Source organism: Aquisalimonas sp. 2447 (assembly GCF_012044895.1).
Taxonomy (GTDB): domain Bacteria; phylum Pseudomonadota; class Gammaproteobacteria; order Nitrococcales; family Aquisalimonadaceae; genus Aquisalimonas.
In genome coordinates, this window is record NZ_CP050695.1 from 210346 (window position 1) to 222068 (window position 11723).

General features: G+C 66.2%; 11 protein-coding genes. 5 read left to right on the top strand and 6 right to left on the bottom strand.

What is annotated here, in order from left to right:
* Positions 1 to 46: 46 nt before the first annotated feature.
* From KU884_RS00925 to KU884_RS00940, 4 genes are all read left to right on the top strand, one after another.
* Positions 47 to 427: a hypothetical protein gene (locus KU884_RS00925; protein WP_167780858.1), complete on the top strand. Its 381-nt coding sequence runs from the start codon at positions 47 to 49 to the stop codon at positions 425 to 427.
* Entirely contained in the window at positions 424 to 876 is a 453-nt protein-coding gene (locus KU884_RS00930; protein WP_167780859.1) for a hypothetical protein, read from the top strand. The genes KU884_RS00925 and KU884_RS00930 overlap by 4 nt, the downstream gene beginning before the upstream one ends.
* Positions 852 to 2486, top strand: a complete 1635-nt coding sequence (locus KU884_RS00935; protein WP_167780860.1) for a hypothetical protein — start codon at positions 852 to 854, stop codon at positions 2484 to 2486. The genes KU884_RS00930 and KU884_RS00935 overlap by 25 nt, the downstream gene beginning before the upstream one ends.
* A gap of 82 nt (positions 2487 to 2568) precedes the next feature.
* Entirely contained in the window at positions 2569 to 3297 is a 729-nt protein-coding gene (locus KU884_RS00940) for a rhomboid family intramembrane serine protease (RefSeq protein ID WP_371807945.1), read from the top strand.
* A gap of 122 nt (positions 3298 to 3419) precedes the next feature.
* Here KU884_RS00940 and KU884_RS00945 read toward each other — a convergent pair whose 3' ends face one another.
* The 4 genes from KU884_RS00945 to KU884_RS00960 all read right to left on the bottom strand — a co-directional run bounded on the left by KU884_RS00945 (position 3420) and on the right by KU884_RS00960 (position 8818).
* On the bottom strand, positions 3420 to 6497 hold the full coding sequence (locus KU884_RS00945; protein WP_167780861.1) for an efflux RND transporter permease subunit: 3078 nt from the start codon (positions 6495 to 6497) through the stop codon (positions 3420 to 3422).
* 3 nt (positions 6498 to 6500) lie between these two features.
* Complete coding sequence (locus KU884_RS00950) at positions 6501 to 7580, bottom strand: efflux RND transporter periplasmic adaptor subunit (protein ID WP_167780862.1); 1080 nt, start codon at positions 7578 to 7580, stop codon at positions 6501 to 6503.
* Positions 7581 to 7612: 32 nt separating this feature from the next.
* Positions 7613 to 8254 carry a TetR/AcrR family transcriptional regulator gene (locus KU884_RS00955; protein WP_167780863.1) on the bottom strand — a complete coding sequence of 214 codons (642 nt, stop codon included), beginning with the start codon at positions 8252 to 8254 and terminating at the stop codon, positions 7613 to 7615.
* A 216-nt stretch (positions 8255 to 8470) separates the two neighbouring features.
* Positions 8471 to 8818: a hypothetical protein gene (locus tag KU884_RS00960; protein ID WP_167780864.1), complete on the bottom strand. Its 348-nt coding sequence runs from the start codon at positions 8816 to 8818 to the stop codon at positions 8471 to 8473.
* A gap of 151 nt (positions 8819 to 8969) precedes the next feature.
* Here KU884_RS00960 and KU884_RS00965 point away from each other — a divergent pair, with 151 nt between their 5' ends.
* Positions 8970 to 9302, top strand: coding sequence for a hypothetical protein (locus tag KU884_RS00965; RefSeq protein ID WP_167780865.1), 333 nt, complete (start codon positions 8970 to 8972; stop codon positions 9300 to 9302).
* Between the two features lie 4 nt (positions 9303 to 9306).
* Here the strand turns inward: KU884_RS00965 and KU884_RS00970 are convergent, their stop codons facing one another.
* Both KU884_RS00970 and aroE read right to left on the bottom strand, forming a co-directional pair.
* A complete protein-coding gene (locus KU884_RS00970) occupies positions 9307 to 10875 on the bottom strand; it encodes a bifunctional aminoglycoside phosphotransferase/ATP-binding protein (protein WP_167780866.1) in 1569 nt (522 codons plus the stop codon).
* The gene (gene aroE, locus KU884_RS00975; protein WP_167780867.1) at positions 10872 to 11714 is read right to left on the bottom strand and encodes a shikimate dehydrogenase; all 843 of its coding nucleotides are present in this window, start codon (positions 11712 to 11714) and stop codon (positions 10872 to 10874) included. Before aroE ends, KU884_RS00970 begins: the two co-directional genes overlap by 4 nt.
* Positions 11715 to 11723: the final 9 nt, after the last annotated feature.

Below are 11723 nucleotides of genomic sequence, written 5' to 3' on the forward strand. Positions count from 1 at the left end.
GGCCACCGTGTGATCCATGCCTCTTTAGTCAGCGCCTGAATGCGGTATGATCGGAAATCGATTTGCCATGGAGCTCAATGGTTTGGACGCAAGACTTCGTGTGACGTCGTGGCTTCTGCCCGTCACCTTTGCCGGTGTGTTGCTGGTGTCGGTGCCGCCAGTGCCGGTGCAGGCATCCGATGCCGCCGGCGGTCCGGCACTGGACGAAAAGGATTGTCGCACCCTGATGATGCTGTATCGCGCACTGCGCGACGAGGGCGTGGAGTCGGGTGACGCACCGGCCGTGGCAGTCGGCGACGCCATTCTGAACCGTCCGGGCTGTGGCGAGACACGTGGTGAACTGCAGGAAGTCCGACGCGGCAGTGGAGTGAACCCCTGGGACGAGCGGGCACCCGGTGGTTTCGGCGCCAACGGGGCAGAGCAGTGAACATTTTGCGGGCGATGGTGGTGGGGCTGCTGCTGGTGTGCATGACGGCGTCCGCCGGGCAGCGGGATTTCGAACCCATCGGTGAGCGCGACGAGGAGCTGCCGCACCTGCCGGCGGCGGAACGCCAGCAGGTGGAGGACTGGGTTCAGGAGGTGGTCCGTTCCTGGAACAGCCGCGGGCTGGCGGATTATCTGGCGCCCTCGTTCCCGGAGCGGCAGCGGCTGCTGAATGCCCTCGAGGAACAGGTGCCCCCCGATGCGCGCCTGCGGCTGCTGGCCGTGGGACCCATGCGGATCGTGGACGAGGAACGGAGCGCACAGGCGATCACCCGGACTGTTCGTGTCGCGGTGCGCCTTCAGGTGGAAGGCACCGGGGAAGACGGTAGCCTGCAGCGGCGCGAAGGGCGTCAGGATCTGATCATTCGATGGATACGAGAACTGCCGCAATAGGACTCGGACTGGCCATCGGTCTGATGACTCCGCCGCTGGCACACAGTGGCGAGTCGTCGGGGTGGAGTGTGCGCGGGGATACGACGTCCCGCATCGAGTACTACGACATCAGCGGTGACCGCCGCCTCGGCAGTTACGCAGAAGATGGGCTACAGGCCTACCAGGAGCTCAACCTCGGCATCCGCCACGACACCGGTGACGGGCAGCGCTGGGATCTTGACCTCTCCGGGGTTTTCAGCGGTTCCGAGTACAGAACGCTCGACGACGGTGCACACCTGGAGTACGTACGCCTGAGCTACGAGGGCGCCGATGGGCCGGCGCCGTATCGCCTGGATCTGGGTGACCAGCGTGCCCGCTTCAGCCGCCTCAGCCTTGATCAGGATCTCCGCGGGGTGCGGCTGGAAACGCAGCCGCGACTGGGCCAGACCAATCACTCCCTGGTGTGGATCTCGGGTGCCTATCGGCGGCACTGGTACGGGGATGACGAGACACTGGCGCCATCGCTGGTGGCACCGGAGGGGGACTTCCACGGGGCGTCCTGGCTGGTGGCCGACCCGGTGTTCGGTGATATCTCGCTGAATCTGGCACACCATGACCAGACGGCGTTTACCGGCGCGGAGGACACGCATCTCGTGACCAGCCTGGCACTCTCCCGGGAGTTTCAGCTGCTTCATCAGCACCTTGACGCCGAGGCAGAGTGGGCGCGCCTGGAGGGGGAGCAATGGTCCGGTGTGCACCAGGACCCTGAGCAATCAGTGCAGGACAGGGGGTGGCACGCCCAGGTCAGCGGTCGCGATGACATGTTGCCTCTGCCGGTGGACTACGCCGTGCGCTACGAGCGTTACGGTGAAGACTTTGAGCCTGTCGGTACGAAGGTGGTTGGAGATAGCCGCACGCTCGGTGCGTCCGCCGGTCTCAGCCTGAATGAGCGTGTCCGGTTGCAAGGGCGCTACAATCGCTATGTGGATCAGGCCGCCGGCCTCAACCCGGTGCGTGTCGACGAGCACGGCATGGAGTTGGCCATGCCCTTCGCCGTTGGGCCAGTGCTGTCGCGGCAGACCCTGGATGTCAGCCACCGTGAGCGCGCCGACCGCCAGGGGGGCATCGACCAGCTCACCCGCCGTGCCAGTTGGGATATGCGCCTGCCTCTCGCAGCCACGCATGAGGCCCAAGTGGAGCTTTTCTGGCTGGACCTGGATGACCGTGCCGCGGACACCCTGGACCGTCGTGAGCGCCGGTTGGGCCTGGCCCATGAAAGCCGCTTCCGCGTCGGCGAGCTGGATGTTACGGCCGCGCCCGGCGTGGCCTATCGCAGCCGGGACGGGCACCTGGAACAGCACACCCTGAGCCCCACGCTCTCGCTGGCCGCCGCTGGTGCCCTGCACGAACTTGGTGTCGCTCTCGGCTACCGCCGCCTGGACCGGCCCGGGCTGGTGGCGCCGGATGCCGAGGAGTATCACCTGGCCATGGACTGGCGTTACCGGCGGGACCGCCACGTGCTCGGGGTGGAGTACGAACACCAACTCGCCGAGGCGCGGTCCGGCGAGGAACTTGATCTCTGGCGCGCAGGTCTGTTCTGGCGTTACGACTTCTCCCGCGACAGCCTCTGACCGCCGTACACTGTCTGGCGCGGTTGCCCCCTTCGCGCGCCCGGACTACAGTGCGCGAACACAACGCTTGAGGGTTCGCTCAATGCAGGACTGGGAAGGCCGGGCTGCACCCGAGCCGCCGCAACAGCCGCCACCGCCGCGACGCCCTGCCGGGCCGTCGATGCTGCCGCCGGTGATCCTGACACTGCTGATCATCAACGGCGCCGTGTTCCTGGCACAGGGCGTCATGGGTCAGTGGTTGCTGGCGAATTTCGCCCTCTGGCCGCTGGGCGCCTCCGACGCCTTGATGACGCGTCTGGGTCTGGGGGATGTGCCGTCGTTCCAGGTCTGGCAGCTGCTGACCTACGGTTTTCTTCATGGCGGCACGCTTCACATCGCGGTGAACATGTTCGCCCTGTGGATGTTCGGCGTGGCCCTGGAGAACCTCTGGGGATCGCGTCGGTTCGCGTTCTACTTCCTGTTCTGCGTCATCGGCGCCGGGCTCATCCAGCTGGTGGTGGCCACCAATGCGGCGGCGGACGGCAGCGTCTATCCCACCGTGGGCGCCTCCGGCGGGGTGTTCGGCATTCTCCTCGGTTTCGGCATGATGTTTCCCAACCAGCGCATCATGCTTCTGATTCCGCCGATCCCCATGAAGGCCAAGTACTTCGTGGTGGCCTACGGGGCCTTCGAGCTCTGGGCCGGTGTCACGGGCTCACTGTCCGGCATTGCCCACTTCGCGCACCTGGGCGGCATGGTGTTCGGGCTGCTGCTGATCCTGTACTGGCGCAAGACCGGCAGCTTCATCAAGCGTCGGCCCGGGCCGTTCTGACGCGGCCGTTGTTGCAAGGATGAAGGCGGACCTGAAGGTCCGCCCTACGCCTGGAAGGGGCTGGCCCGCTGGTCGGAGGAGGTAGGGTGGACCTTCAGGTCCACCTCCCCCGGCCGTACCGCTTACGCTTCCTGCGCCTTGGGCTGCCGCCACTCCCGCACACGCACCGCGGCGTTCTCCAGCAGCGAATACGCCGCCGGGATCACCACCAGCGTCAGCAGCATGGAGGAAATCATGCCGCTGATGATGGCAATGGCCAGCGGACCCTGGGTTTCGGCGCCGGCACCCGCGCCGATGGCGGCGGGCAGCATGGCCAGGATCAGTGTCAGCGAGGTCATCAGGATCGGCCGCAGACGAATCGGGCACGCTTCTGCCAGGGCCTCGTTCACCGACAGGCCGCGCTTGACCCGGTACTGGTTGGTGAGGTCGACCAGCAGGATGCCGTTTTTGGTCACCAGCCCCACCAGCAGCACCAGCCCGATCATGGAGTAGATGTTCAGTGTGTGATTGAACAGCCACAGCCCCACGATGCCGCCCACCATGGCCAGCGGCAGCGCCGCCAGGATGATGAACGGCTGCAGGAAGGAGTTGAACTGGCTGCCCAGTACCATGTACACCAGCAGCACTGCCACCACGAACACGAACACGATCGCCGCGGCGGTACGTTCGAACTCCTCGGCCTGACCCACCAGGTTCAGGGAATAGCCCAGAGGCAGGATGTCCGCCGCCTCCTCTTCCACCATTTCCACCGCCTCCGCCAGGGGAACCGCCGGATTGGAATAGAACTGTGCGGCATACTGCAGGTCGTAGCGGCCGATCACCGCCGGGCCCAGCTCCGGTTCGAAGGAGGCCAGGGTGTCCAGCCGCACCATGTCGCCGGATTCGGAGCGCAGGAAGAGCTTGCTCAGGTCTTCCGGAGTACGCAGTTCACCCTCCCGCGCCTTGAGGCGGACGTCGTAGCGCTCGCCATCGCCGGGATCATCGTTGTAGCGCGCCACGTCGATGCCGCCGGCCAGGACGTTCGCCGCGCGGGTAACATCGAAGGTGCTGATGCCCAGGGTGCGGGCACGGTCGCGATCCACGTCCAGCACCAGCTCCGGCTGGTCCAGATCAAGATCCAGGTCCAGCGTGTCGATTTCGTCGCGACCGCTCAGGCGTTCCTCCATCTCTTCGGCCAGGCTGGCGACCTCGTCCAGATCCGGGCCGCTGATGTTGAACTGCAGTGCCTCGCCACGCTGACCACCGATCAGCGGTACTGACGAGGCGAATGCCTGCACGCCGCTGAGTCCCGCCAGCTGGCCCTGCACCTGCTCGGTGATCTCCTGCTGGCTGAGCCGCCGCTCCTCGCGGGGGTCGAGGCGCACGAAGGAGATGCCGTTGTTCACCTGGCCCTGGTCACCCAGCCCGATGGCCGTGAAGTAGCTGGCAACCCCTTCCTGATCGCCCAGGATTTCTTCCACCGCCTGCAGCTTTTCATCCGTGTAATCGATGCTGGAGCCCAGCGGTGTTTCGATGCTCACCAGGAACTGCCCCTCGTCCTCGTCGGGGGAGAACTCCCCGCCGAGTTGGGGCAGCAGGCTGCCGGCGGCAACGGTCGCCACCAGCACCACCGCCAGGGTGATCCAGCGAAAGCGTAGAACCTTGCCCAGCAACCAGCGGTATCCTGTCTCCATACCGCGGAAACCGCTTTCCAGCACGTTGTAGAGCTTGCCGTGTTCCTTGGGCACATACAGAAACCGAGAGCACAGCATGGGCGTCAGGGTCAGGGCCACGATGCTGGAGGCAAGCACCCCCATGGCCACCACCACGGCGAAGGACTCGAAGAACCGCCCGATGATGCCGTCCATGAACAGCACGGGCAGGAAGATTGCGATCAGCGACAGTGTCGTCGCAATGATGGCGAAGAAGACCTCGTTGGAGCCGACAATGGCCCCCTCCACCGGGTCCTCGATCCCCTGCTCCCGGTGTCGGAAGATGTTCTCCAGCACCACGATGGCGTCGTCCACCACCACGCCGATAAGCAGCAGCATCGCCAGCATGGTGAGCGAGTTCAGCGTGTAGCCGAAGAAGAAGATGACTGCGATCACCGAGGCCAGGGCCACCGGTATCGACAAGGTAACGATCAGCGTCGAGCGCAGGTTCTTCAGGAACAGCCACAGCACGAACGCCGCGAACAGGATGCCCAGACCAATGGTCAGGTACAGGGTGTCGATCATCTCCAGGATGAACACCGACTGATCCGAGGCGATGTTCACCTCCATGCCGGGGGGCAGCTGGGGCCGGATCTCGTTATCCAGCCGTTCCTTGACCTCGTCGATGATGGCCACGGTGTTGGTGCCGGAGACCTTGACCACACCGAGCCCCACCGTGGGCTCACCGTTGAAGCGCGCGAGGGCACGGGGGTCCTCGAGGCCGTCGATGACCTCGGCGACGTCCCGCAGGCGGATCAACGCGCCGTCCTGGGAGGCGACGATGAGCTGCTCCAGTGCCTCTGGCTGGTGGTATTCCATGTCCAGCTTCAGCAACCGCTCGGTGCGCTCGGCGACCAGGAACCCGCCGGGAAGCTGGAAATGCTCGGTTTCGATGGCGTTGATCAGATCGGTGACGGTGAGGCCGAACGCCGCCAGCCGGTCCGGTTGAACCTCGATGCGGATATTGCGCTCCAGGCCACCACCGATCTGGATTTCGCCGACGCCGTCGATGTTCTCGATCTGCGGTCGCACCACGTTGCGGGCGTAGGTGCCGAGTTGCTGCAGTGTGCGATCACCCTGGACGCTGAGCCACATGATGGCCTGGGCGTCGGTTTCCACCTTCTGGATGACGGGGTCTTCGGCGTCTTCCGGCAGTTGTGAGCGGATCTCGTTGATCTTCGCCTGGACCTCGTTGAAGGCCGCGTCGATGTCCACGTCCAGGTCGAAGGTGACGGTCACCACGGACGTGCCCGGACTGGAATTGGACTGGATGGAGTCGATGCCCGGGACGGTGTTCACCGCCCGTTCCACTTCCGAGGTGATGGAGGCGTCGATGATGTCCGGATCGGCGCCCGGCTGCGCCACCACAACGTTGACCACCGGGAAGTCGATGTTGGGAATGCGGTCGGTTCCCAGTTCCTGGTAGCCGATCACGCCGAACAGCACCAGTACGGCGCTGATCATGACCGCCAGGACGTGTCGCCGGATCGATAGCTCGGGCAGCGTCATGGATCAGTCCTCGCCGGTGCGGATGGTGGCGCCGTCGGAGAGAAAGCCGGCACCGTCCACGGCAATGGTCTCGCCTTCTTCGAGGCCCGAGGCGATCTCGATGGTATCGGCCCTGCGCTGGCCCACCTCCACCTGGCGCTGGTGAGCGATGTCGTCTTCGATGACGAAGACCACCTCGCCGGCGGGGCGCTGAATCACGGCCTCCGCCGGCACCACGATGCTCTCGCGTTCCTCGATGGTGACTTCGGCGTTGACACTGCCACCCTGGCGCCAGCCGCCCGGGTTCTCCACGTTGACGATGGCCTCGAAGGTGCGGCTCTCCCCGGCGAGTCCGGGGCGGAGTTCGCCGATGTTCCCCTCTACTTCGCCGCCGGCCACGGGGGCCCGCAGGTGCACGGGCTGTCCCACCGCCAGGTGCTGGGCCGTGGTCTCGGGGAAGGGCAGGCGGACCCGCAGGAGGTCCTGACTGACAACGGTGAACATCGGTTCGCCCGGCGAGGTGTAGTCACCTTCGGAGACGAATCGCTCATCGATGGCGCCGTCCACCGGCGCGTCGATGCGGGTTTTCCTGAGGTCGCGCTCGGCGTTGCGGACCCGGGCGCGGGCGCCTTCCAGGTCCTCTTCCAGCGACTCGACCTCGCCTTCGGTGGCGTCGAACTGGGACTGGGTGACGTAGCCGTCCTCCAGGAGTTCTGCGTTGCGCTCCAGTTCCCGCCGCTGGGTGCGCAGGGTGACTTCCAGCCGCCGCTGGTCGGTGCGGGCCTGGGCCAGGGCCAGTTCGTAGGGTTCCCGGTCGATCTGCAGCAGCTGGTCGCCGCGGGAGACCGTTTGGCCCTCTTCCACGTAGATTTCCTCGATGGGGCCCGAAACTTCGGCGGTCAGGGACGGTGCCGTCTTGCTGGTGAGCCGGCCAATGGTGGTCTCGCTCACCTGTACGGTGGCCATGCCTGCCTCTTCGGTGGTGATCAGCACCCCGGAAGGGCCGCTGTTGCCGTCTTCGCCGTTGTTGCCGTCGTCGTTGTCGCACGCGGTCACGGCAACCGCCAGTCCGGCGAGCAGGAGCAGGCTCAGTATGCGTGGCATGATCATGGTTCCTTGCATGGTTGAAATCGCGATTACTGTCCTGCGGCGATGTGGGCTTCCAGCCCGGGCCGCAGGAGATCAATCAGTGCGCTGCAGTAGGCGTCGGGGCTGCAGTCAGTGCTCTGTCCGCCGATCCGGGGGAGGACGTCCCGGAGCTGGAAATAGACGAAGGTGCTGCCCAACAGCATGAGCGAGACACTGAGCGCGGTGGTGCCGTCCCGCCGTCCGCTGACGAGACTGCGGTCCACGATCCGCAGCAGTTCCTGCATGCCCTCGCCGATGGTTTCCTCGGCGCGTTCGCGACGCGGATCCCCGCGGTTGCTGAGCATCTGGCGCAGGAACAGGTTCACCGCCGCCGGTTCCTGCAGCATGGTGTCCAGGTGCTCCCGGGCGAAGCGCTCCAGTCGCTCCGTGACGGGGATGGTGTCGTCCCGCAGGCCGTCCAGCAGCTCGTCGAAGGTCAGCCGCGAGTCCTGGAGGACGGCTTCGTACAGGTTCGCCTTGTTGCCGAAGTGATGGAACACGTTGGCCTTGCTGACCCGGGCGCGGCCGGCGATGTCGCGGATGGACACGCCTTCGAACCCGCGTTCGGTAAACAATTCCCGCGCCGCAGTCAGCACCCGGTCGGCGGCTTCCGTACGCGGAGCCGTATAGTCTGCGTCGTGTTCCGGCATGTTCGGCTCCCACAGTGGTTTGGTCGGCGGCCGGCTGCTCAGGCTTCGGGATGGGCCGGAGTCGTACGGCATGGTTCGGCGTCGTTCATCTCGGCTCGGTGAGGTGTTCCAGCGCGTTCGTGGACCGGGACCGTCTTGCAGAGGGGTGCTGACCGGTCGGTCGGACAGCTGACTGTACCGTCACAGCCACGGCGATGCAAGGCGGTCAGGCCGGGATCACCCGCCGGCGTTGACACCGGCCAGCAGTAGCAGGGCTGCGACCACGGCGGCGAGGGCGTGCAGGAGGATCAGCGGCAGGACGATGGGCTCATCCCGCCGGCGCACGGCGAGGGTGAACAGGCCGCCCAGCGCTGCCAGCAGGAACAGGAAAAAGGCGCTGTTGAGCAGCAGGTTCTGGGGGCCGGTGAATACCCGCACGGCGAGCAGGGTCAGGGCGGACAGTGCGGTCAGGGCGTGGGCATACCCCAGGGGCACCACCGGCCGGCGTCGCTTGTGGCCGAGCCAGAGGGTGGTGGCGCCAAGCGCCATGGCGAGCAGAAACAGGAGCAGACTGGCGAGGGCCATATCGGTGTCGCACGGTGATGGAAAACGGTGACGGTATCACGCCGGGAACCAGGCTGGCTGCAACCTTCGCGGGCCGGGGCGGTCTGAGCGTGACGGAACCTGTTCCGGCACGAACGCGGGTTACAGGACACGAGCGAATCAGGAGGCTGTCATGGTCCATCCGTCCCGCGCTGTCGCTGCGCTGATCCTGGCATTGGGAGTTGCCTTGATTCCTGCATCCGCCGAGGACCTGGATCCGGGGGCCTGGGAGTACGCCATGGAACGCATGCTCCTGCGGGATCGGGTGCGTCTGATCATCGATGACGAGACGGCCATGGAGGCGCACATGCGTTTTTTCGGTGATCGTCGGGAGGCGCGTGCGGAGGGTGAATTCCGTGGGCGGGCACTGAACGTCCGCTGCCAGCGTAACCCGTTGGTGGATGCGCTGAATTGCTGGGTGCGGGTGGATGGTGAACTGCGCAGCAACCACGTGGTGGTGCAGTAGGCCGCTACGCTGACAGTCGCCCCAGGGCCTGAAAGTCGGGGTCTGCTGCGGTGTCCACCACCAGCGTGTGCGCCTTTTCCTCGGGGCCGGGCACGTCGCGGGCCTGCAACTGGTGCTCCAGCACCGTCAGGTCGGCGTCCGACGGATCGGTGCCGGCCTGCTGGCGCCGGCGGATACGCTCCCGCAGTTCGTTCTCAGCCGCTTCGCAGGCGACGAGCGTGAACGGGACGCCGATACGGCTCGCCAGATGCCGGAACCGCTCGCGCTGGTCCCGGCGCAGACTGGCGGCGTCGACGACCACGCTGGTCCCGGTCTCTAGGATCCCGTCGGCCAGCATCTCCAGCCGTTGGTAGGTGCGTGCGGACAGATCCGCCCCGTACAGGCCTTCGCCAACACCGGCGTCTGTCCGGGAGCGGGCGTCCAGGCCCGCCAGGCGCTTGCGTTCCACGTCCGAGCGCAGGCGGATGGCGCCCAGCCGTTCAACCACCGCCTGAGCCACGGTGGATTTCCCGCTTCCGGAGAGGCCGTGCATGAGCACCAGTTGCGGTGTGGCTGGCTGCATTTCCGCCTCGGCAACCTTGATGTAGGCGTCGCGCGCGGCTGTGGCGCGCTCGCGCACGTCGTCCGGCGCATCCTCGTCAGCAGCGCGCAGGCCGCTGATCTTGGCGCGGACCAGGGCGCGATAGGCGCGGTAGAATGGCAGCAGCGCCACGCCGTGGTAATCACCGGTCTCTTCCAGGTAGGTGCTGAGGAACCGTGCGGCCAGATCGGGCCGTTGCCTGCTGCGCAGGTCCATGCCGAGGAAGGCGACCTCGTTCATGACGTCGATCCAGCGCAGCTCCGGCGCAAATTCGATGCCGTCGAAAATCACCGGCCGGCCGTCCACGTCGACGATGTTGCCCAGGTGCAGGTCACCGTGACACTCGCGGATGCGCCCCTCCCGGTGGCGTTGCCGGAACACTGGGTCCAGCTGTTGCAGGCAGTCCTCCGTCCAGTCCTTCAGGCGCTGAATGCGCGGGTCGGCGCCGAGTTGCTCGCGCAGTGCCACCAGGTTGTCCCGCGCCGGTTCGGCAACAGCGGCCGGCGTTCCCCATTCGGAGTCTTCGTCCGCCACGGCCGCGGCGTCGTGGAATACCGCCATCTGGCGGGCGACGTCCTCGATCTCGTCAGCGGTGAGTTGATCGTGCTCCAGCAGGCGGTCGAACAGGCGGGTGTCATCGAAGCGGCGCATCTGCACCGCCCAGTCGAGCACCGCTCCATCACCATCGATGGCGGGATCGTCAGGCGTGCCCGTTATGCCGATGCGCCGGAGATAGATCGCGGGTGCGAGGCGGCCGTTCAGGCGCAGTTCTTCGTCACAGGCGTGCCGGCGCTGCTCCAGGGTGGTGAAGTCGAGAAAGCCCAGGTCCAGGGGCTTTTTCAGTTTGTAGGCGTAGTCGTCGGTGAGCAGCAGGGTGGAGATATGGGTCTCCACCGTGGTCACCGTGCCCACGGCATGCGGGTACCGCGCCGGATCCTGCAGCCGTTGGGTCATGCGCCGGTGCTGGTCCGCGGTCAGTTCATCGCCGTTCACTTCCGTGCTTCCTCGGCGATGGCCCCCCGCAATTCCTGAATAACCGGTGCCGTGTCGGGGGTGACGCCCCGCCAGAGACGGAAGGATTCGGCTGCCTGCTCCACCAGCATGCCCAGCCCGTCGATGGTCCGGGTGGCGCCCTGTTCGCGGGCCCAGCGCAGGAATACCGGTTCGGTGGCGCCGTAGACCATGTCGTAGGCGGTGGCGTTGTCCGCGAAGATGCCTTCGGGGAGAGGGGGCAGTTCGCCGCTGAGTCCGGTGGACGTGCCGTTGATGACCACATCGAAGGGGCCATGACCGGCAACGTCTTCGAAGCCGCACGCAGCGGTGTCTTCGGCGTCGTGACACAGTGGCAGCAACTCGGCCGCCTTGTGCACGGTGCGGTTGGCGATCAGCAGCATGGCGGGGTGTTCACCGGCAATGAGCTGGAGGACGCCGCGTACGGCGCCGCCGGCACCCAGCACCAGTACCCGCCGCCCCTGGATGGTGACGCCGTGATTGCCGCGCAGATCCCGGACCAGGCCTTCGCCGTCGGTGTTGTCGCCATGACGCCCGCCGTCGTTGCGGAATAACAGGGTGTTCACGGCCCCGCACGCCTCGGCCCGGGGGCTGCGGCTGTCGGCCACGGCCCAGGCCTCTTCCTTGAAGGGCACGGTGACATTGAGCCCACTGCCGCCGCTTTCCTGGAAGAGCTCCACGGCTTCGGCGAAGCCGTCCAGCGAGACTTCCAGGCGGTCATACTGGATGTCCTCGCCGGTCTGCTCGGCAAACCGGGCGTGGATCCAGGGGGAGCGGCTGTGGCCGATGGGGTTGCCGAAAACGGCGTAGCGGTCAGTCATGTTCGAGGT